The following is a 20,089-nucleotide window of genomic DNA, read 5'->3' as shown; positions in this document are numbered from 1 at the left end:
AAAAACCGCCCAAATGAGGGCGGTTCTGCTTATCGTTTAGAGTTAGTTAAGCGATACACCCAGTGCCTTTGCGATTGCGTCTCCATAAGCAGGGTCTGCCTTGTAGAAGTGCTGCAATTGACGCTGAACCACATCACTGGAAACCCCAGCCATTGCACCGGCAATGTTGCTGGTGAGCAACGCTTTCTGCTCATCGTTCATCAAGCGGAACAACGCACCGGCGTGGCTGTAGTAGTCGGTGTCTTCACGGTGATCGTAACGATCTGCAGCGCCGCTCAGAGCCAGGGCAGGCTCAGCGTACTGAGGTGCTTGTTTCGGCGCATCGGTGTAGCTGTTCGGTTCGTAGTTGGGCGCTGCGCCGCCATTGCTGCCAAATGCCATAGAGCCGTCACGCTGGTAGCTGTTGACCGGACTACGAGGCGCGTTCACCGGGAGTTGCTGGTGGTTGGTGCCGACACGGTAGCGGTGGGCATCCGCGTAAGCGAATACACGACCTTGCAGCATGCGGTCAGGGGACAGGCCAACACCGGGCACCATGTTGCTTGGACCGAACGCCGCTTGCTCTACCTCAGCGAAGTAGTTCTGCGGGTTGCGGTTAAGCTCCAGTTCACCCACTTCAATCAACGGGAACTCTTTTTGCGACCAGGTTTTGGTCACGTCAAACGGGTTCTCGTAATGAGCGTTCGCTTGAGCCTCGGTCATGATCTGAATGCACACGCGCCATTTCGGGAAGTCACCGCGCTCGATCGCACCAAACAGATCACGCTGGGCGTAGTCAGGATCGGTACCGGCCAGGCGTGCGGCCTCAGCCGGCGCCAGGTTCTTGATGCCTTGTTTGGTCTTGTAGTGCCACTTCACCCAGTGACGTTCGCCCTTGGCGTTAATCAGGCTGTAGGTGTGGCTGCCGAAGCCGTGCATGTGACGGTAGCCGTCGGGGATACCACGGTCGGAAAACAAGATGGTGACCTGGTGCAGCGCCTCTGGAGAGTGCGACCAGAAGTCCCACATCATCTGCGCGCTTTTCAGGTTGCTTTGCGGCAGGCGTTTCTGGGTATGGATGAAGTCAGGGAATTTCAATGGGTCGCGAATGAAGAACACGGGGGTGTTGTTACCCACGATGTCCCAGTTGCCTTCTTCGGTGTAGAACTTCAGGGCGAAACCGCGTGGGTCGCGCTCGGTATCTGCCGAACCACGCTCACCGCCCACGGTGGAGAAACGCAGGAAGGTCGGAGTCTGCTTACCGACGGATTCAAACAGCTTGGCGCTGGTGTACTGAGTGATGTCCTGGGTAACCGTGAACGTACCGTAGGCACCCGACCCCTTGGCGTGCACGCGACGCTCAGGGATGTTTTCTCGGTTGAAGTGAGCGAGCTTCTCGATCAGGTGAAAGTCGTCGAGCAGCAACGGGCCACGTGGGCCAGCGGAACGGGAATTCTGGTTATCCGCGACGGGAGCGCCGCTGGCGGTGGTAAGGATTTTATTCTGGCTCATGCTCAATTTTCCTCAGGTCGGACTTGAAACTGCCGGCTAATCGGCTTGGAGGGATTATTGATCATCAACATGACGTCTACAAATTCATTAAATTGTAAGCATCAATAGAAAATAACTACCAACAACCCCAGTGCCCATAGTGCCGAGCGCTACCTGTAGAAGCTTGTACATTTCGCGCTTTTGTTACGCGCACAAAAAACCGGGCGCTAGGCCCGGTTCTTCGTTACAGCTTGTCGTCTTACTCGGCGCTTACAGCTTCGCCGGCAGTAGCACGATCAACCAACTCGACGTACGCCATAGGCGCGTTGTCGCCAGCGCGGAAACCGCACTTGAGGATGCGCAGGTAGCCACCCTCACGGGTAGCGTAACGCTTGCCCAGGTCGTTGAAGAGCTTACCAACGATAGCTTTCGAACGAGTACGGTCGAAAGCCAGACGGCGGTTAGCCAGGCTGTCTGTCTTGGCCAAAGTGATCAGCGGCTCAGCAACGCGACGCAGTTCTTTAGCTTTCGGCAGTGTAGTTTTGATCAGCTCGTGCTCGAACAGCGACACCGCCATGTTTTGGAACATGGCCTTGCGGTGCGAGCTGGTACGGCTCAGGTGACGACCACTTTTACGATGACGCATGGTTCATTCCTTACCAAACTCACGTTCGGTGATTACGACGATCAGGCAGTCGCCTTGTCGTCCTTCTTAAGACTTGCAGGCGGCCAGTTGTCGAGGCGCATGCCGAGGGACAGACCGCGGGAGGCCAGAACGTCCTTGATTTCAGTCAAGGATTTCTTGCCCAGGTTCGGAGTCTTCAACAGTTCTACTTCGGTACGCTGAATCAGGTCGCCGATGTAGTAAATGTTTTCCGCCTTAAGGCAGTTAGCCGAACGTACAGTCAGTTCCAGATCGTCAACCGGGCGAAGCAGGATCGGATCGATCTCGTCTTCCTGCTCGATTACCACTGGTTCGCTGTCACCTTTGAGGTCGACGAACGCAGCCAACTGCTGTTGCAGAATGGTTGCAGCGCGGCGGATAGCCTCTTCAGGATCCAGAGTACCGTTGGTTTCCAGATCAATAACCAGCTTGTCCAGGTTAGTACGCTGCTCGACACGGGCGTTTTCCACCACGTATGCGATACGGCGAACCGGGCTGAACGAAGAATCAAGCTGCAAGCGACCAATGCTGCGGCTTTCGTCTTCATCGCTCTGACGCGAGTCGGCCGGTTCATAACCACGACCACGAGCTACGGTGAGCTTCATGTTCAGGGCGCCGTTAGACGCCAGGTTAGCGATTACGTGATCGGGGTTAACGATCTCGACATCATGATCCAGCTGAATATCGGCAGCGGTAACCACCCCCGAACCCTTCTTCGACAAGGTCAGCGTAACTTCGTCACGGCCGTGCAGCTTGATAGCCAGACCTTTAAGGTTCAACAGGATTTCAATTACGTCTTCCTGTACACCTTCGATGGCGCTGTACTCGTGGAGCACACCGTCAATCTCGGCCTCGACTACTGCACAGCCGGGCATTGAGGACAACAGGATGCGGCGCAGCGCGTTGCCCAGGGTGTGGCCAAAACCACGCTCGAGAGGCTCGAGTGTGATCTTGGCGCGGGTTGGACTGACAACCTGCACATCAATGTGGCGGGGTGTCAGGAACTCATTTACCGAAATCTGCATGGATGCACCTATTTTCTAGCCCTTACTTGGAGTAGAGCTCGACAATCAGGCTTTCGTTGATGTCGGCGGACAGATCACTGCGAGCAGGAACGTTCTTGAAAACGCCCGACTTCTTCTCAGTGTCTACTTCTACCCATTCTACGCGGCCACGTTGGGCACACAGATCGAGAGCTTGGACAATGCGAAGTTGGTTTTTTGCTTTCTCGCGAACTGCGACCACGTCACCAGCACGAACCTGGTAAGACGGAACGTTTACGGTCTGACCGTTAACGCTGATCGACTTGTGCGATACCAGCTGACGGGATTCGGCACGAGTCGAACCAAAGCCCATACGGTATACAACGTTGTCCAGACGGCATTCGAGCAGTTGCAGCAGGTTTTCACCGGTTGCACCTTTTTTGCCAGCAGCTTCTTTGTAGTAGCCGCTGAACTGACGCTCGAGAACGCCGTAGATACGACGGACCTTCTGCTTTTCACGCAGTTGGGTGCCGTAATCGGACTGGCGACCGCGGCGTTGGCCGTGGATACCAGGTGCTGCTTCAATGTTGCACTTCGATTCGATCGCGCGCACGCCGCTCTTCAGGAAGAGATCGGTGCCTTCGCGACGAGCGAGTTTGCATTTTGGACCAATGTAACGAGCCATTCTTTACAATCTCCTGGATTACACGCGGCGCTTCTTCGGCGGACGGCACCCGTTGTGCGGGATTGGCGTCACGTCGGTGATGCTGGCGATCTTATAGCCACAGCCGTTCAAAGCACGGACAGCAGACTCACGACCTGGACCTGGACCTTTGACGTTAACGTCGAGGTTTTTCAGGCCATATTCCAGCGCAGCTTGACCAGCACGTTCAGCAGCTACTTGAGCAGCAAACGGGGTGGACTTGCGGGAACCGCGGAAACCCGAACCACCGGAGGTAGCCCAAGAAAGCGCGTTACCTTGACGGTCGGTGATGGTCACGATGGTGTTGTTAAAAGAAGCATGGATGTGGGCGATGCCATCAACCACTGTCTTTTTAACTTTTTTACGAGGACGAGCAGCAGGTTTTGCCATGATAATTTTCCTGTCGATTCGCTGGGGCGATTACTTGCGGATCGGCTTACGCGGACCTTTACGGGTACGCGCGTTAGTCTTGGTACGCTGACCGCGTACTGGAAGACCACGACGATGACGCAGACCGCGATAGCAACCGAGGTCCATCAAACGCTTGATTTTCATGTTGATTTCGCGACGCAGATCACCTTCAGTGGTGAACTTCGCCACTTCGCCACGCAGCAATTCAATCTGCTCGTCGCTCAGATCCTTGATCTTAGCGGCTGGGTTTACCCCAGCAACTGCGCAAATTTTCTGCGCAGTAGTGCGACCAACACCATAGATGTAGGTCAGCGAGATAACAGTGTGCTTGTTATCTGGAATGTTAACGCCTGCAATACGGGCCATTCAGTGGGACTCCAATTGACAGCTACCTACGCCCCGGAAGCCAAGAAATAGGGCGCGAGATAATATCGCTGTAATAACAAATAATCAACCCGGCAGCGCACTAGCTGCCGGGCTTCAAGCGGATCACACTCAGCCTTGGCGCTGTTTGTGACGCGGTTCCGCGCTGCAAATTACTCGAACAACACCTTCGCGGCGAATAATCTTGCAGTTACGGCACAGCTTTTTCACCGATGCACGAACTTTCATCACCAACTCCTCGAACCTTATGGGGTACTCAGCGCAACATGCCGCTGCCGTAACCCTTCAGGTTGGCTTTCTTCATCAGGGATTCGTACTGGTGCGAAACGAGGTGCGATTGTACTTGGGACATGAAGTCCATCACAACCACGACCACGATCAGCAACGAGGTCCCGCCAAGGTAGAACGGAACGTTTGCTGCAACCACCAGGAACTGGGGCAACAAGCAGACGGCCGTCATATATAGAGCACCGAACAGGGTCAAACGAGTCAGAACACCATCAATGTAGCGTGCAGACTGCTCACCTGGACGGATGCCCGGAATAAAGGCACCGGACTTCTTCAGGTTTTCCGCTACGTCTTTCGGATTGAACATCAACGCCGTATAGAAGAAGCAGAAGAAAATAATCCCTGCACTAAACAGCAGAATATTCAACGGCTGACCAGGAGCGATCGACTGAGAGAGGTCCTGCAGCCAGCCCATATTTTCGGACTGACCAAACCAGGTACCCAACGAAGCCGGAAACAGCAAAATGCTGCTCGCGAAAATTGCCGGAATAACACCGGCCATATTCACTTTCAGCGGCAAGTGGCTGGTCTGCGCAGCAAAGACCTTACGGCCCTGCTGACGCTTGGCGTAGTGAACAGCAATACGACGCTGACCACGCTCAATGAACACCACAAAACCGATAATCGCTACTGCCAGCAAACCGATGGCAACCAAGGCGAAGATATTGATATCACCCTGACGCGCAGACTCGAAAGACTGCCCAATCGCTCTCGGAAGACCGGCGACGATACCTGCGAAAATCAACATCGAGATACCGTTACCAACACCACGCTCAGTAATCTGCTCACCCAGCCACATCATGAACATCGCACCAGCCACAAACGTGGATACTGCGACGAAATGGAAGCCAAAGTCACCAGTGAACGCAACACCCTGCCCTGCCAAGCCAACGGACATGCCGATAGCTTGAACCAGGGCGAGGATGACAGTGCCGTAGCGGGTGTACTGGCTAATCTTGCGACGGCCAGCTTCACCTTCCTTCTTCAACTGCTCCAGCTGCGGGCTGACGGCGGTCATCAGTTGCATGATGATCGATGCCGAAATGTACGGCATGATCCCCAGCGCAAAGATACTCATCCGTTCCAGCGCGCCGCCGGAAAACATGTTGAACAAGCTAAGAATGGTCCCCTCATTCTGTCGAAACAGGTCTGCGAGTCGGTCCGGGTTGATACCTGGAACCGGGATGTGTGCGCCTATTCGGTAGACGATAATCGCCAGGAACAGAAAACGCAGACGAGCCCAAAGTTCAGACATACCGCCTTTGCCGAGCGCTGAGAGAGCACCTTGCTTAGCCATTTATTCCTCGAACTTGCCGCCAGCTGCTTCGATAGCCGAACGCGCACCTTTGGTGGCGCCGATTCCCTTGCCGATAGTGACAGCGCGAGTCACTTCACCGGACAGCATGATTTTCACACGCTGTACGTTGACGTTGATCACGTTGGCATCTTTCAGGGTCTGCACAGTAACGATGTCGCCTTCCACTTTAGCCAGTTCGGACAGACGCACTTCTGCGCGGTCCATGGCTTTCAGGGATACGAAACCGAACTTAGGCAGGCGACGATGCAGCGGCTGTTGACCGCCTTCAAAGCCTGGAGCGATGGTGCCACCGGAGCGGGAGGTTTGACCTTTGTGGCCACGGCCACCAGTCTTACCCAAACCACTACCGATACCACGGCCCGGACGATGCTTTTCGCGACGGGAACCCGGCGCTGGACTCAGATCATTGAGTTTCATCGATTAACCCTCTACACGCAGCATGTAGTAAGCCTTGTTGATCATCCCGCGATTCTCGGGAGTATCCAGGACTTCTACAGTGTGACCGATGCGACGCAGACCCAAACCTTTAACGCACAGTTTGTGGTTAGGGATGCGGCCGGTCATGCTTTTGATCAGCGTTACTTTAACGGTAGCCATGATCAGAAGATCTCCTTGACAGTCAGACCACGCTTGGCAGCGATGGACTCAGGAGATTGCATAGCTTTCAAACCTTTGAAAGTGGCGTGAACCACGTTTACCGGGTTAGTCGAGCCGTAGCACTTGGCCAGAACGTTCTGAACGCCAGCAACTTCGAGGACAGCACGCATAGCGCCGCCAGCGATGATACCGGTACCTTCAGAAGCAGGCTGCATGTACACCTTCGAAGCGCCATGGGCGGACTTCATTGCGTACTGCAGAGTGGTGCCGTTCAGATCAACCTGGATCATGTTGCGACGAGCAGCTTCCATTGCCTTCTGGATCGCAGCAGGCACTTCACGCGACTTGCCACGGCCGAAGCCAACACGCCCTTTACCATCACCCACCACGGTCAACGCGGTGAAAGTGAAGATACGGCCACCTTTAACGGTTTTGGCTACGCGGTTAACTTGAACCAGCTTCTCAATGTAGCCTTCGTCGCGCTTTTGGTCGTTATTTGACATAACTTAGAACTCCAGCCCAGCTTCACGAGCAGCATCAGCCAGCGCTTTAACGCGGCCGTGGTACTTGAAGCCAGAGCGGTCGAAAGCCACTTGCGAGACGCCAGCGGCCTTAGCACGCGTAGCGACCAGCTGGCCAACCTTTGTGGCCGCGTCGATGTTGCCAGTGGCACCATCACGCAGTTCTTTATCCAAAGTCGAGGCGCTTGCCAGGACTTTGTTGCCGTCGGCCGAGATGACCTGGGCGTAGATGTGCTGCGACGAGCGGAACACGCAGAGACGCACGACTTCGAGTTCGTGCATTTTCAGGCGTGCTTTGCGAGCGCGACGCAGTCGAGTAACTTTTTTGTCGGTCATTTGCTATGCCCTACTTCTTCTTGGCTTCTTTACGACGGACGACTTCGTCCGCGTAGCGCACACCTTTGCCTTTGTACGGCTCTGGTGGACGGAAGTCGCGGATCTCAGCAGCCACTTGACCTACCAGTTGCTTATCGATGCCCTTGATCAGGATATCGGTCTGGCTAGGAGTCTCAGCGGTGATGCCTTCCGGCAGTTCGTAATCCACTGGGTGCGAGAAGCCAAGGGCCAGGTTCAAAACCGTGCCTTTTGCTTGCGCTTTGTAACCAACACCGACCAGCTGGAGCTTACGCTCGAAGCCTTGGCTTACGCCTTGGACCATGTTGTTTACCAACGCACGCGTGGTACCGGCCATTGCGCGAGTTTGTTGATCGCCATTGCGAGCAGCGAAACGCAGCTCACCAGCTTCTTCAACGATCTCAACGGACGAATGGATGTTCAGTTCAAGAGTGCCCTTGGCACCCTTCACCGAAAGCTGTTGGCCTGCGAATTTGACTTCGACACCGGCTGGCAGCTTAACGGGGTTCTTAGCGACGCGAGACATGCTTATCCCCCCTTAGAACACAGTGCAAAGAACTTCGCCGCCGACACCGGCAGCGCGCGCAGCACGATCCGTCATCACACCTTTGTTGGTGGAGACGATAGACACGCCCAGACCGCCACGAACTTTCGGCAGATCTTCAGCGGACTTGTACTGACGCAGGCCTGGACGGCTAACGCGCTTCACTTCCTCGATGACCGAACGGCCTTCGAAGTACTTCAGCTCGATGGACAGCAGTGGTTTGGTTTCGCTGCTGATCTGATAACCCGCAATGTAGCCTTCGTCTTTCAGGACTTTGGCAACAGCTACCTTCAACTTGGAAGATGGCATGCTTACGACGGACTTTTCAGCCATCTGGGCATTACGGATACGAGTTAGCATGTCCGCTAACGGGTCCTGCATACTCATGGGCTAGACGCTCCTAATACAAAAAAATTAGCCTTGCGGCTACATATGTCGCCGAGAATCTCCGGGCCTAAAACACACGGGCTCAGGCGAGCCGCGTATTTTAGACATACTCCGGAAATGAAACAAGCCCCAAAAGGGGCTTGTTCCAGATTCAAGGTCACCGGCGGTCAGTATCTTGCGATTCAGACCGCCTGGACTTCGAAAGTACTTACCAGCTGGCTTTAACCAGACCTGGTACGTCACCACGCATTGCCGCTTCACGCAGTTTGTTACGGCCGAGGCCGAACTTGCGGTAAACGCCGTGTGGACGACCGGTCAGGCGGCAGCGGTTACGCATGCGCGAAGCGCTTGCGTCACGTGGCTGCTTCTGCAGAGCAACTGTAGCTTCCCAACGCGCTTCTGGACTTGCGTTCAGATCAACGATGATTGCTTTCAGTGCTGCACGCTTCTTGGCGTACTTGGCAACCGTGAGCTGACGTTTCAGCTCGCGGTTTTTCATGCTCATCTTGGCCATGGTCCTACTCCAATCAGTTGCGGAACGGGAATTTGAAAGCACGCAACAGGGCGCGACCTTCATCATCGTTCTTGGCAGTGGTGGTCAGGGTGATGTCCAGACCGCGGAGAGCATCGATCTTGTCGTAGTCGATTTCCGGGAAGATGATCTGCTCTTTCACGCCCATGCTGTAGTTACCACGACCATCGAAGGACTTGGCATTCAGGCCGCGGAAGTCGCGAACCCGAGGCAGGGAGATCGACAGCAGACGATCCAGGAATTCGTACATACGCTCACGGCGCAGAGTCACTTTGACACCGATCGGCCAACCTTCACGGACTTTAAAGCCAGCGATGGATTTCCGAGCGTAAGTCACAACGACTTTTTGACCGGTGATCTTTTCCAGGTCGGCAACAGCGTGCTCGATGACTTTTTTGTCACCGATCGCTTCGCCCAGACCCATGTTCAGGGTGATTTTGGTAACGCGCGGAACTTCCATCACGTTCCCAAGCTTAAGTTCTTCCTTAAGCTTAGGGGCGATTTCCTTCCGGTAAATCTCTTGTAGTCGTGCCATGGTCTAATCTACCTAGCAGTGTTCAAGCATCAACCGCTTTTTGGGTCGACTTGAAGACACGAATTTTCTTACCGTCTTCTACTTTGAAACCAACGCGGTCAGCCTTGTTGGTTTCGCCGTTGAAGATGGCGACGTTAGAAGCGTCCAGCGGAGCTTCTTTCTCGACGATACCGCCCTGCACGCCCGACATCGGGTTAGGCTTGGTATGACGCTTGACCAGGTTCAGACCACCGATAACCAGACGGTTATTAGCGAGAACCTTAAGCACCTTACCGCGCTTACCTTTGTCTTTGCCGGCGATCACGATGATCTCGTCGTCACGACGAATCTTTTGCATGTCGGATCTCCTTACAGCACTTCTGGGGCGAGCGAGACGATCTTCATGAACTTCTCAGTACGAAGTTCACGGGTCACTGGCCCAAAGATACGGGTGCCGATCGGCTCTTGCTTGTTGTTCAGAAGAACAGCAGCGTTGCCATCAAAGCGGATAATGGAGCCATCTGCACGGCGTACGCCGTGACGAGTGCGGACTACAACAGCAGTCATCACTTGGCCTTTTTTCACCTTACCGCGAGGAATTGCTTCCTTCACGGTAACTTTGATGATGTCACCGATACCAGCGTAACGACGATGGGAGCCACCCAGCACCTTGATGCACATAACACGGCGAGCGCCGCTGTTATCGGCCACATCGAGCATGGATTGAGTCTGAATCATATAATTTCTCCGACCCCTAGTCCTTAGACTTCCACAGCGCGTTCGAGAACATCAACCAGTGCCCAAGACTTGGTCTTGGCCAGCGGACGAGTTTCACGAATAGTGACTTTGTCGCCGATGTGGCACTGGTTGGTTTCGTCGTGCGCGTGCAGCTTAGTCGAACGCTTAACATATTTACCGTAGATCGGGTGCTTAACGCGACGCTCGATCAAAACGGTGATGGTTTTGTCCATCTTGTCGCTGACAACACGGCCAGTCAGCGTACGGACAGTCTTTTCGGCTTCAGCCATGATCACTTACCTGCCTGCTGGTTGAGCACAGTCTTCACGCGAGCGATGTCACGCTTAACTTGCGAGAGCAGATGAGACTGCCCCAACTGGCCAGTTGCTTTCTGCATACGCAGATTGAACTGGTCGCGCAGCAGGCCGAGCAGTTGCTCGTTCAGCTGCTGTGCGGATTTTTCACGAAGTTCATTCGCTTTCATCACATCACCGTCCGTTTAACAAAGGCGGTGGCGAGCGGCAGCTTTGCAGCAGCCAGGGCAAAAGCCTCACGCGCCAGCTCTTCAGTTACACCCTCGATTTCATACAGGACTTTGCCTGGCTGAATCTGGGCTACCCAGTATTCCACGTTACCCTTACCTTTACCCATCCGAACCTCGAGAGGCTTTTTGGAGATCGGCTTGTCCGGGAATACACGGATCCAGATCTTGCCGCCACGTTTAACGTGACGGGTCAGAGCACGACGCGCTGACTCGATCTGACGAGCGGTGAGACGACCACGAGCTACAGACTTCAGCGCGAACTCGCCGAAGCTGACTTTGCTACCGCGCTGAGCCAGACCACGGTTGTGGCCTGTCATCTGCTTGCGGAACTTCGTACGCTTTGGTTGCAACATTTGGCGTACCCCTTACTTAGCAGCTTTTTTACGAGGCGCTGGTGCTTGTGGTTTCAGTTCTTCTTGGCGACCACCAATTACTTCGCCTTTGAAGATCCAAACCTTTACACCGATCACACCGTAAGTGGTGTGAGCTTCGTAGTTGGCATAGTCGATGTCGGCACGCAGGGTGTGCAGTGGCACACGACCTTCGCGATACCATTCAGTACGTGCGATTTCAGCACCGCCGAGACGACCGCTCACTTGGATTTTGATGCCTTTGGCACCAATGCGCATGGCGTTCTGTACGGCGCGCTTCATAGCGCGACGGAACATTACGCGACGCTCCAGCTGCTGAGCTACGCTCTGCGCAACCAGCATACCGTCGAGCTCCGGCTTACGGATCTCTTCGATATTGATGTGCACAGGCACACCCATTTGCTTGGTCAGGTCCTGACGCAGTTTCTCAACATCTTCACCTTTCTTCCCGATAACGATACCTGGACGAGCGGTGTGGATGGTGATACGTGCAGTTTGCGCCGGACGATGGATATCGATACGGCTTACGGACGCGCTTTTTAGTTTGTCTTGGAGATACTCACGCACCTTCAGATCAGCGAACAAATAGTCCGCATAAGTCCGACCGTCTGCGTACCAGACGGAGGTGTGCTCCTTGACGATTCCCAGGCGAATGCCAATGGGATGTACTTTCTGACCCATCTCTTCGACTCCGTTACTTGTCAGCAACCTTGACAGTGATATGGCAAGACCGCTTGACGATGCGATCAGCACGGCCTTTGGCACGTGGCATGATGCGCTTCAGCGAACGCCCTTCGTTGACGAAAACGGTGCTGACCTTCAGGTCATCAACGTCTGCGCCTTCGTTATGCTCGGCGTTGGCTACGGCCGACTCCAGCACTTTCTTCATGATCTCGGCGGCTTTCTTACTGCTGAAAGCCAACAGGTTGAGCGCTTCGCCCACCTTCTTCCCGCGGATCTGGTCGGCGACCAAGCGGGCTTTCTGGGCGGAGATTCGAGCGCCCGACAACTTAGCGGCTACTTCCATTTCCTTACCCCTTAACGCTTGGCTTTCTTGTCTGCCACGTGCCCACGATAAGTGCGGGTACCGGCAAACTCGCCTAGTTTGTGGCCGACCATGTCTTCGTTAACGAGAACTGGGACGTGTTGACGACCGTTGTGTACTGCGATGGTCAGACCGACCATTTGTGGCAGGATCATCGAACGACGCGACCAGGTTTTCACCGGTTTGCGATCGTTCTTTTCCGCCGCCACTTCGATCTTCTTCAGTAGGTGAAGATCAATAAAAGGACCTTTTTTCAGAGAACGTGGCACTGTCGTATCCCTCTATTTACTTGCGACGACGGACGATCATTTTGTCGGTACGCTTATTACCACGAGTCTTCGCGCCCTTAGTCGGGAAGCCCCATGGCGATACCGGATGACGACCACCAGAGGTACGACCTTCACCACCACCGTGTGGGTGGTCAACCGGGTTCATGGCAACACCACGAACGGTTGGGCGAACGCCACGCCAGCGTTTGGCACCAGCTTTACCCAGCGAACGCAGGCTGTGCTCGGAGTTCGAGACTTCACCCAGGGTCGCGCGGCATTCAGCCAGCACTTTACGCATCTCACCAGAACGCAGACGCAGGGTCACGTAGACACCTTCACGAGCGATCAGCTGAGCCGAAGCACCAGCGGAACGAGCGATTTGCGCGCCTTTACCTGGCTTCAATTCGATGCCGTGTACGGTGCTACCAACTGGAATGTTACGCAGTTGCAGAGCGTTGCCCGGCTTGATCGGTGCCAGAGCACCTGCGATCAGCTGGTCGCCAGCACTCACGCCTTTAGGGGCGATGATGTAGCGACGCTCGCCATCTGCGTACAGCAGCAGAGCGATGTGAGCAGTACGGTTTGGATCGTATTCGATACGCTCGACAGTGGCAGAGATGCCATCTTTGTCGTTGCGACGGAAATCGACCAGACGATAATGCTGCTTATGGCCACCACCGATGTGACGAGTGGTAATACGACCATTGTTGTTACGACCACCAGTCTTCGATTTTTTCTCGAGCAGCGGTGCGTGAGGAGCGCCTTTATGCAGCTCCTAGTTGACCACCTTGACCACAAAACGGCGGCCAGGGGAAGTCGGTTTGCATTTAACGATTGCCATGATGCACCCCTTCCTTACTCAGCACTGCTGCTGAAATCGAGATCTTGGCCTGGCTGAAGGGAGATAACTGCCTTCTTCCAGTCATTACGCTTGCCCAGACCGCGAGCAGTGCGCTTGCTCTTACCCAGAACATTCAGGGTAGTAACACGCTCTACTTTCACGCTGAACAGGCTTTCGACGGCCTTCTTGATTTCCAGCTTGGTTGCGTCAGTTGCAACCTTGAAAACGAACTGGCCTTTCTTGTCAGCCAGAACCGTAGCCTTTTCGGAAACGTGCGGGCCAAGCAGAACTTTAAATACGCGTTCCTGGTTCATCCCAGCAGCTCCTCGAATTTCTTCACGGCCGACACGGTGATCAACACCTTGTCGTATGCGATCAGACTAACTGGATCGGAACCTTGCACGTCACGTACATCAACGTGTGGCAGGTTACGAGCAGCCAGGTACAGGTTCTGATCAACAGCTTCAGACACGATCAAAACGTCGGTCAGGCTCATGTTGTTCAGTTTGCCCAGCAGATCTTTGGTTTTTGGACTTTCAACAGCGAAGTCCTGAACCACGACCAGACGATCAGTACGCACGAGTTCAGCAAGGATGGAGCGCAGTGCTGCGCGGTACATCTTCTTGTTGAGCTTCTGGGTGTGATCCTGTGGACGAGCTGCGAAAGTGGTACCGCCGCCACGCCAGATTGGGCTACGGATAGTACCGGCACGAGCACGGCCAGTGCCTTTCTGACGCCAAGGGCGCTTACCGCCACCACGTACGTCGGAACGGGTCTTTTGCTGCTTGCTACCTTGACGGCCGCCGGCCATGTAGGCCACGACTGCTTGGTGAACCAGCGTCTCGTTGAATTCGCCGCCAAATGTCAGTTCGGAAACTTCGATCGCTTGAGCGTCATTTACATTTAATTGCATGTCAGCTTCCCCTTAACCGCGAGCCTTGGCCGCTGGACGTACAACCAGGTTGCCGCCAGTAGCGCCAGGAACAGCACCCTTGACCAACAACAGATTGCGTTCAGCGTCGACGCGCACTACTTCGAGGGACTGCACGGTCACGCGCTCAGCGCCCATATGACCGGACATTTTTTTGCCCTTGAATACACGACCAGGAGTCTGGCACTGGCCAATAGAGCCCGGGACGCGGTGGGAAACGGAGTTACCGTGAGTGTTGTCTTGGCCACGGAAATTCCAACGCTTGATCGTACCCTGGAAGCCTTTACCCTTGGACTGACCGGTTACATCAACCAGTTGACCAGCGGCGAAGATTTCAGCGTTGATCAGATCGCCAGCCTGGTAGTCGCCATCTTCAAGACGGAACTCCATAACAGTGCGACCAGCTGCAACGTTTGCTTTAGCGAAGTGACCTGCTTGAGCAGCAGTCACACGCGAAGCACGACGCTCGCCGACAGTGACTTGCACTGCACGATAGCCATCGGTTTCTTCAGTTTTGAACTGGGTGACGCGATTCGGTTCGATCTCAATGACCGTGACCGGAATGGAGACACCTTCTTCGGTGAAAATACGGGTCATACCGCATTTACGACCGACTACACCAATAGTCATGTTGTAAACCTCATGAGTGTACGGGGCTTTCACCCGCTATGGCCGCCCATTTCAGAGCGTTACACGACTAAGACCCAAGTCTTAGCCGAGGCTGATCTGTACTTCCACACCGGCCGCCAGATCAAGCTTCATAAGTGCATCAACGGTTTTATCCGTTGGCTGGACGATGTCCAGTACGCGCTTATGAGTACGGATCTCGTACTGGTCACGCGCGTCTTTGTTGACGTGCGGGGAGACCAGAACGGTGAACCGCTCTTTACGGGTAGGCAGTGGAATTGGACCACGCACTTGAGCACCAGTACGTTTCGCGGTTTCCACGATTTCCTGGGTGGATTGGTCGATCAGGCGATGGTCAAAAGCCTTCAACCTGATACGGATTTGCTGATTTTGCATTGGATTTCAGACTCCGGCTGCTATTCCCAGCGAGCGCAATACGCCCGTTAAAAGGAGGCGCAATTCTATAGACGGCCCTGATAGGTGTCAACCCAATAAAAAAGGCCCCCGCTGAGCGGGGCCTTTTCAAAACATCAGAGCTATCTCAGAAGAGATAATTACTCGATGATTTTAGCTACAACGCCAGCACCAACGGTACGGCCGCCTTCACGGATTGCGAAACGCAGACCGTCTTCCATAGCGATGGTTTTGATCAGGGTGACAACCATTTTGATGTTGTCGCCTGGCATTACCATTTCTACGCCTTCCGGCAGTTCGCAGTTACCAGTAACGTCGGTAGTACGGAAGTAGAACTGTGGACGGTAGCCTTTGAAGAACGGAGTGTGACGACCGCCTTCTTCTTTGCTCAGCACGTACACTTCAGCTTCGAACTTGGTGTGCGGCTTAACCGAACCTGGCTTAACCAGAACCTGGCCACGCTCAACGTCGTCACGCTTGGTACCACGCAGCAGAACGCCGCAGTTCTCGCCAGCACGACCTTCGTCGAGCAGTTTACGGAACATTTCAACACCGGTGCAGGTGGTGACAGTAGTGTCACGCAGACCAACGATTTCCAGTGGATCTTGAACCTTAACGATACCGCGCTCGATACGACCAGTCACAACAGTACCGCGACCGGAGATCGAGAATACGTCTTCGATTGGCATCAGGAACGGCTTGTCGATAACACGAACTGGATCTGGGATGTAGCTGTCCAGAGTCTCAACCAGTTTACGAACGGACGTGGTGCCCATTTCGTTGTCGTCTTTGCCTTCCAGAGCCATACGAGCAGAACCGATGATGATCGGAGTGTCGTCGCCTGGGAAGTCGTAAGTGCTCAGCAGATCGCGCACTTCCATCTCAACCAGTTCCAGCAGCTCAGCGTCGTCTACCAGGTCAGCCTTGTTCAGGTAAACCACGATGTACGGAACGCCAACCTGGCGGGACAGCAGGATGTGCTCACGGGTTTGTGGCATCGGACCATCAGCGGCCGAGCAAACCAGGATTGCGCCGTCCATTTGAGCAGCACCGGTGATCATGTTCTTCACATAGTCAGCGTGACCTGGGCAGTCAACGTGAGCGTAGTGACGGATCAGCGAGTTGTATTCAACGTGCGCGGTGTTGATGGTGATACCACGAGCTTTTTCTTCTGGTGCGCTGTCGATTTTATCGAAATCAACGATTGCGGAACCGAATACTTCGGAGCAAACGCGAGTCAGAGCAGCAGTCAGAGTGGTTTTACCGTGGTCAACGTGACCGATGGTGCCAACGTTGACGTGCGGTAGGGAACGATCAAATTTTTCTTTAGCCACGACAATTAACTCCTTGCCTAAAGGACTGAATCAGCCTTGTTTTTTGGATACAGTTTCAGCGATGTGCGCCGGAGCTGTGTTGTATTTTTTGAATTCCATAGAGTAGCTTGCGCGACCCTGGGACATGGAGCGAACGTCGGTCGCATAACCGAACATCTCACCCAACGGAACCTCGGCGCGAATCACTTTGCCGGAAACCGTGTCTTCCATACCCAAGATCATGCCGCGACGACGGTTAAGGTCGCCCATGACATCACCCATATAGTCTTCAGGTGTAACAACTTCTACCGCCATGATTGGCTCAAGCAACTCACCACCGCCCTTCTGGGCCAGTTGCTTGGTTGCCATGGAAGCAGCCACCTTAAACGCCATCTCGTTGGAGTCGACGTCGTGGTAAGAACCGTCAAAAACGGTTGCTTTCAGGCCGATCAGCGGATAGCCGGCAACAACACCGTTCTTCATCTGCTCTTCGATACCCTTCTGGATAGCCGGGATGTATTCCTTAGGAACAACACCACCAACTACTTCGTTCACGAATTGCAGACCTTCCTGACCTTCGTCAGCAGGAGCAAAACGGATCCAGCAGTGACCGAACTGACCACGACCGCCGGACTGACGAACGAACTTGCCTTCGATTTCACAGTTCTTCGTGATGCGCTCACGATAGGAAACCTGAGGCTTACCGATGTTGGCTTCGACGTTGAACTCACGGCGCATCCGGTCAACCAGGATGTCCAGGTGCAGCTCGCCCATGCCGGAGATGATCGTTTGACCAGTCTCTTCATCAGTTTTGACGCGGAAAGATGGATCTTCCTGAGCGAGCTTGCCCAGAGCGATACCCATTTTTTCCTGGTCATCCTTGGTCTTAGGCTCAACGGCAACCGAAATAACCGGCTCCGGGAAGTCCATACGAACCAGGATGATTGGCTTGTCAGCGTTGCACAAAGTCTCACCAGTGGTGACGTCCTTCATGCCGATCAAGGCCGCGATGTCACCAGCGCGTACTTCCTTGATCTCTTCGCGGGCGTTTGCGTGCATTTGCACCATACGACCCACTCGCTCTTTCTTGCCTTTAACCGAGTTGATCACGCCGTCGCCGGAGTTCAACACGCCCGAGTAAACGCGGACGAAGGTCAAGGTACCCACGAATGGGTCAGTGGCAATTTTAAATGCCAGAGCGGAGAACGGTTCTGCGTCGTCTGCATGACGCTCCAGCTCGATAGTCTCGTCATCCGGGTCAGTACCCTTGATGGCAGGAATATCCACTGGTGCCGGCAGGTAGTCGATCACAGCATCGAGAACCAGGGGAACGCCCTTGTTCTTGAACGAGGAACCGCAAACAGCCAAGACGATCTCACCAGCGATAGTACGCTGACGCAGAGCGGCCTTGATTTCCACGTTGGTGAGTTCTTCACCTTCGAGGTACTTGTTCATCAGCTCTTCGTTGGCTTCGGCCGCAGCTTCAACCATGTTGTTGCGCCATTCGTCAGCCAGCTCCTGCAGTTCTGCAGGGATAGGCTTGCGAACAGGAACCATACCTTTGTCAGCATCGTTCCAGTAAACAGCTTCCATGGTCAGCAGATCGATCTGGCCCTGGAAGTTGTCTTCGGAACCGATAGCCAACTGGATTGGCACCGGGGTGTGACCCAGGCGCTGCTTGATCTGACCGATCACGCGCAGGAAGTTGGCACCAGCACGGTCCATCTTGTTTACGTAAACAAGACGTGGAACGCCGTATTTGTTGGCTTGACGCCATACGGTTTCCGACTGAGGCTCAACACCCGAGGTACCGCAGAACACAACGACAGCGCCGTCGAGTACGCGCAGGGAACGTTCAACTTCAATGGTGAAGTCTACGTGGCCTGGGGTATCGATTACGTTGAAGCGGTGCTCATCTTTGTACTGCTTCTCGGAACCTTTCCAGAAGGCGGTAATAGCAGCAGAAGTAATGGTAATACCACGCTCCTGCTCCTGAACCATCCAGTCTGTGGTCGCGGCGCCGTCATGCACCTCGCCCATCTTGTGACTTTTGCCGGTGTAAAACAGTACGCGCTCGGTGGTGGTGGTTTTACCAGCATCCACGTGAGCAACGATACCGATGTTACGGTAGCGGCTAATCGGAGTAGTACGAGCCATAAAGCCCTCGCAAAATTAGTGAAGCTAAGATTAGAAGCGGTAGTGCGAGAAAGCTTTGTTAGCTTCAGCCATACGGTGCACGTCTTCACGCTTCTTAACAGCAGCACCTTTACCTTCAGCAGCGTCCAACAGTTCGCCAGCCAAACGCAGGGCCATAGACTTCTCGCCGCGCTTACGGGCGAAGTCTACCAACCAGCGCATTGCCAGGGCGTTACGACGGGACGGACGAACTTCGACCGGAACCTGGTAAGTAGCACCGCCTACACGGCGCGACTTCACTTCGACCAGCGGAGCGATGGCGTCGAGAGCTTTCTCGAAGATTTCCAGGGGGTCGCTGTTCTTGCGTTCTTTAACCTTTTCCAGCGCGCCATAAACGATACGCTCGGCAACGGCTTTCTTGCCGCTTTCCATCACGTGGTTCATGAACTTGGCCAGAATTTGGCTTCCGTATTTTGGATCGTCAAGCACTTCGCGCTTGGCTGCTACGCGTCTTCTTGGCATGGATAAGCCCTCAAACGGTCTTCAGGTTCGCTCGGAATCGGTGCCCTTGCGGGACGCCTCCGACCTTACTCTTATCGACTCAGAAAATAAGATGATTCAGTTTTACAAAAAGCCGCTACTACTTAGGCTTCTTGGTACCGTACTTCGAACGACCCTGGTTACGACCTTTAACGCCGGAAGTATCCAAGGAGCCGCGTACGGTGTGGTAACGAACACCTGGCAAGTCTTTTACACGACCGCCGCGGATCAGTACCACGCTGTGCTCTTGCAGGTTGTGGCCTTCACCACCGATGTACGAGGAAACCTCGAAACCGTTGGTCAGGCGCACACGGCATACTTTACGCAGTGCCGAGTTAGGTTTTTTCGGCGTAGTGGTATACACGCGAGTGCATACGCCACGACGTTGCGGGCAGTTCTGCAGCGCAGGTACGTCGGATTTCTCGACGATACGCTTACGCGGCTGACGTACCAGCTGGTTGATAGTTGCCATCTACTAGCTCCACTGTTGTCTTGCGACGCTATTGTCTTGCAAGAAAAGCAAAATGGCAGGAACGAATTCCCGCCAAATTTAGGGGTACAAGAGTCTAAAGAGGATCTTGCCCCCAGTCAAGGCAAGGCCCCGACATCCCCACTCACCGAACCGGGGCAAAAATGCCTCGATCCGACGA

33 protein-coding genes are annotated in these 20,089 nt (G+C 54.4%); all 33 read right to left on the bottom strand.

All coding sequences use genetic code 11. The features are described 5' to 3' along the window. Window positions 1-42 precede the first annotated feature (42 nt). The 33 genes from LRS56_29635 to rpsL all read right to left on the bottom strand — a co-directional run bounded on the left by LRS56_29635 (window position 43) and on the right by rpsL (window position 19,911). Window positions 43-1,491 (bottom strand): catalase, encoded by a 1,449-nt coding sequence (locus LRS56_29635; GenBank protein ID WDU62799.1) that lies wholly within the window; start codon window positions 1,489-1,491, stop codon window positions 43-45. Between the two features lie 238 nt (window positions 1,492-1,729). After that, a complete protein-coding gene (gene rplQ / locus LRS56_29630; protein WDU62798.1) occupies window positions 1,730-2,116 on the bottom strand; it encodes a 50S ribosomal protein L17 in 387 nt (128 codons plus the stop codon). A gap of 41 nt (window positions 2,117-2,157) precedes the next feature. Beyond that, window positions 2,158-3,159: a DNA-directed RNA polymerase subunit alpha gene (gene rpoA / locus LRS56_29625; protein ID WDU62797.1), complete on the bottom strand. Its 1,002-nt coding sequence runs from the start codon at window positions 3,157-3,159 to the stop codon at window positions 2,158-2,160. Between the two features lie 22 nt (window positions 3,160-3,181). Further along, entirely contained in the window at window positions 3,182-3,802 is a 621-nt protein-coding gene (rpsD, locus tag LRS56_29620; protein WDU62796.1) for a 30S ribosomal protein S4, read from the bottom strand. An 18-nt stretch (window positions 3,803-3,820) separates the two neighbouring features. Continuing rightward, window positions 3,821-4,210: a 30S ribosomal protein S11 gene (rpsK, locus tag LRS56_29615; protein ID WDU62795.1), complete on the bottom strand. Its 390-nt coding sequence runs from the start codon at window positions 4,208-4,210 to the stop codon at window positions 3,821-3,823. Window positions 4,211-4,240: 30 nt separating this feature from the next. Then, entirely contained in the window at window positions 4,241-4,597 is a 357-nt protein-coding gene (gene rpsM, locus LRS56_29610; protein WDU62794.1) for a 30S ribosomal protein S13, read from the bottom strand. Between the two features lie 129 nt (window positions 4,598-4,726). Next, on the bottom strand, window positions 4,727-4,843 hold the full coding sequence (rpmJ, locus tag LRS56_29605; protein ID WDU62793.1) for a 50S ribosomal protein L36: 117 nt from the start codon (window positions 4,841-4,843) through the stop codon (window positions 4,727-4,729). 28 nt (window positions 4,844-4,871) lie between these two features. Then, the gene (gene secY / locus LRS56_29600; protein ID WDU62792.1) at window positions 4,872-6,200 is read right to left on the bottom strand and encodes a preprotein translocase subunit SecY; all 1,329 of its coding nucleotides are present in this window, start codon (window positions 6,198-6,200) and stop codon (window positions 4,872-4,874) included. Beyond that, window positions 6,201-6,638: a 50S ribosomal protein L15 gene (rplO, locus tag LRS56_29595; protein WDU62791.1), complete on the bottom strand. Its 438-nt coding sequence runs from the start codon at window positions 6,636-6,638 to the stop codon at window positions 6,201-6,203. It abuts the gene before it with no gap. A 3-nt stretch (window positions 6,639-6,641) separates the two neighbouring features. Next, window positions 6,642-6,818: a 50S ribosomal protein L30 gene (gene rpmD, locus LRS56_29590; GenBank protein ID WDU62790.1), complete on the bottom strand. Its 177-nt coding sequence runs from the start codon at window positions 6,816-6,818 to the stop codon at window positions 6,642-6,644. A 2-nt stretch (window positions 6,819-6,820) separates the two neighbouring features. Continuing rightward, window positions 6,821-7,321: a 30S ribosomal protein S5 gene (rpsE, locus tag LRS56_29585; GenBank protein WDU62789.1), complete on the bottom strand. Its 501-nt coding sequence runs from the start codon at window positions 7,319-7,321 to the stop codon at window positions 6,821-6,823. A gap of 3 nt (window positions 7,322-7,324) precedes the next feature. Continuing rightward, complete coding sequence (rplR, locus tag LRS56_29580) at window positions 7,325-7,675, bottom strand: 50S ribosomal protein L18 (GenBank protein WDU62788.1); 351 nt, start codon at window positions 7,673-7,675, stop codon at window positions 7,325-7,327. 10 nt (window positions 7,676-7,685) lie between these two features. Continuing rightward, entirely contained in the window at window positions 7,686-8,219 is a 534-nt protein-coding gene (gene rplF / locus LRS56_29575) for a 50S ribosomal protein L6 (GenBank protein ID WDU62787.1), read from the bottom strand. A 12-nt stretch (window positions 8,220-8,231) separates the two neighbouring features. Further along, entirely contained in the window at window positions 8,232-8,624 is a 393-nt protein-coding gene (gene rpsH, locus LRS56_29570) for a 30S ribosomal protein S8 (protein WDU62786.1), read from the bottom strand. A 208-nt stretch (window positions 8,625-8,832) separates the two neighbouring features. Next, window positions 8,833-9,138: a 30S ribosomal protein S14 gene (gene rpsN / locus LRS56_29565; GenBank protein WDU62785.1), complete on the bottom strand. Its 306-nt coding sequence runs from the start codon at window positions 9,136-9,138 to the stop codon at window positions 8,833-8,835. Between the two features lie 13 nt (window positions 9,139-9,151). Beyond that, entirely contained in the window at window positions 9,152-9,691 is a 540-nt protein-coding gene (gene rplE / locus LRS56_29560) for a 50S ribosomal protein L5 (GenBank protein ID WDU62784.1), read from the bottom strand. A 22-nt stretch (window positions 9,692-9,713) separates the two neighbouring features. Beyond that, window positions 9,714-10,028, bottom strand: a complete 315-nt coding sequence (gene rplX, locus LRS56_29555) for a 50S ribosomal protein L24 (protein ID WDU62783.1) — start codon at window positions 10,026-10,028, stop codon at window positions 9,714-9,716. Between the two features lie 11 nt (window positions 10,029-10,039). After that, window positions 10,040-10,408, bottom strand: coding sequence for a 50S ribosomal protein L14 (gene rplN / locus LRS56_29550; GenBank protein WDU62782.1), 369 nt, complete (start codon window positions 10,406-10,408; stop codon window positions 10,040-10,042). A gap of 23 nt (window positions 10,409-10,431) precedes the next feature. Continuing rightward, complete coding sequence (gene rpsQ, locus LRS56_29545; GenBank protein WDU62781.1) at window positions 10,432-10,698, bottom strand: 30S ribosomal protein S17; 267 nt, start codon at window positions 10,696-10,698, stop codon at window positions 10,432-10,434. Window positions 10,699-10,700: 2 nt separating this feature from the next. Beyond that, window positions 10,701-10,892 carry a 50S ribosomal protein L29 gene (rpmC, locus tag LRS56_29540; GenBank protein ID WDU62780.1) on the bottom strand — a complete coding sequence of 64 codons (192 nt, stop codon included), beginning with the start codon at window positions 10,890-10,892 and terminating at the stop codon, window positions 10,701-10,703. After that, a complete protein-coding gene (gene rplP, locus LRS56_29535; protein ID WDU62779.1) occupies window positions 10,892-11,305 on the bottom strand; it encodes a 50S ribosomal protein L16 in 414 nt (137 codons plus the stop codon). Before rplP ends, rpmC begins: the two co-directional genes overlap by 1 nt. A 12-nt stretch (window positions 11,306-11,317) precedes the next feature. Beyond that, the gene (rpsC, locus tag LRS56_29530; protein WDU62778.1) at window positions 11,318-12,004 is read right to left on the bottom strand and encodes a 30S ribosomal protein S3; all 687 of its coding nucleotides are present in this window, start codon (window positions 12,002-12,004) and stop codon (window positions 11,318-11,320) included. 13 nt (window positions 12,005-12,017) lie between these two features. After that, entirely contained in the window at window positions 12,018-12,350 is a 333-nt protein-coding gene (gene rplV / locus LRS56_29525) for a 50S ribosomal protein L22 (GenBank protein ID WDU62777.1), read from the bottom strand. A gap of 11 nt (window positions 12,351-12,361) precedes the next feature. Continuing rightward, window positions 12,362-12,637, bottom strand: a complete 276-nt coding sequence (gene rpsS, locus LRS56_29520) for a 30S ribosomal protein S19 (protein WDU62776.1) — start codon at window positions 12,635-12,637, stop codon at window positions 12,362-12,364. Between the two features lie 16 nt (window positions 12,638-12,653). Next, window positions 12,654-13,409 carry a 50S ribosomal protein L2 gene (gene rplB, locus LRS56_29515; protein ID WDU65836.1) on the bottom strand — a complete coding sequence of 252 codons (756 nt, stop codon included), beginning with the start codon at window positions 13,407-13,409 and terminating at the stop codon, window positions 12,654-12,656. An 83-nt stretch (window positions 13,410-13,492) separates the two neighbouring features. Next, complete coding sequence (rplW, locus tag LRS56_29510; protein WDU62775.1) at window positions 13,493-13,792, bottom strand: 50S ribosomal protein L23; 300 nt, start codon at window positions 13,790-13,792, stop codon at window positions 13,493-13,495. Further along, window positions 13,789-14,391: a 50S ribosomal protein L4 gene (gene rplD / locus LRS56_29505; protein WDU62774.1), complete on the bottom strand. Its 603-nt coding sequence runs from the start codon at window positions 14,389-14,391 to the stop codon at window positions 13,789-13,791. The genes rplW and rplD overlap by 4 nt, the downstream gene beginning before the upstream one ends. A 12-nt stretch (window positions 14,392-14,403) precedes the next feature. Further along, window positions 14,404-15,039 carry a 50S ribosomal protein L3 gene (gene rplC, locus LRS56_29500; GenBank protein WDU62773.1) on the bottom strand — a complete coding sequence of 212 codons (636 nt, stop codon included), beginning with the start codon at window positions 15,037-15,039 and terminating at the stop codon, window positions 14,404-14,406. A gap of 81 nt (window positions 15,040-15,120) precedes the next feature. Further along, on the bottom strand, window positions 15,121-15,432 hold the full coding sequence (gene rpsJ, locus LRS56_29495) for a 30S ribosomal protein S10 (GenBank protein ID WDU62772.1): 312 nt from the start codon (window positions 15,430-15,432) through the stop codon (window positions 15,121-15,123). Window positions 15,433-15,590: 158 nt separating this feature from the next. Continuing rightward, on the bottom strand, window positions 15,591-16,784 hold the full coding sequence (gene tuf / locus LRS56_29490; protein ID WDU62771.1) for an elongation factor Tu: 1,194 nt from the start codon (window positions 16,782-16,784) through the stop codon (window positions 15,591-15,593). Between the two features lie 30 nt (window positions 16,785-16,814). Beyond that, window positions 16,815-18,920, bottom strand: coding sequence for an elongation factor G (gene fusA, locus LRS56_29485; GenBank protein ID WDU62770.1), 2,106 nt, complete (start codon window positions 18,918-18,920; stop codon window positions 16,815-16,817). 30 nt (window positions 18,921-18,950) lie between these two features. Beyond that, a complete protein-coding gene (gene rpsG / locus LRS56_29480; GenBank protein WDU62769.1) occupies window positions 18,951-19,421 on the bottom strand; it encodes a 30S ribosomal protein S7 in 471 nt (156 codons plus the stop codon). A 118-nt stretch (window positions 19,422-19,539) separates the two neighbouring features. After that, on the bottom strand, window positions 19,540-19,911 hold the full coding sequence (gene rpsL, locus LRS56_29475) for a 30S ribosomal protein S12 (GenBank protein WDU62768.1): 372 nt from the start codon (window positions 19,909-19,911) through the stop codon (window positions 19,540-19,542). Window positions 19,912-20,089 lie beyond the last annotated feature (178 nt).

The sequence above is a fragment of the Pseudomonas poae genome (assembly GCA_028869255.1).
Taxonomy (GTDB): Bacteria; Pseudomonadota; Gammaproteobacteria; order Pseudomonadales; family Pseudomonadaceae; genus Aquipseudomonas; species Aquipseudomonas poae_C.
The sequence above is the reverse complement of the archived record's forward strand: the minus strand, read 5'-3'. Positions and strand labels throughout refer to the sequence as shown.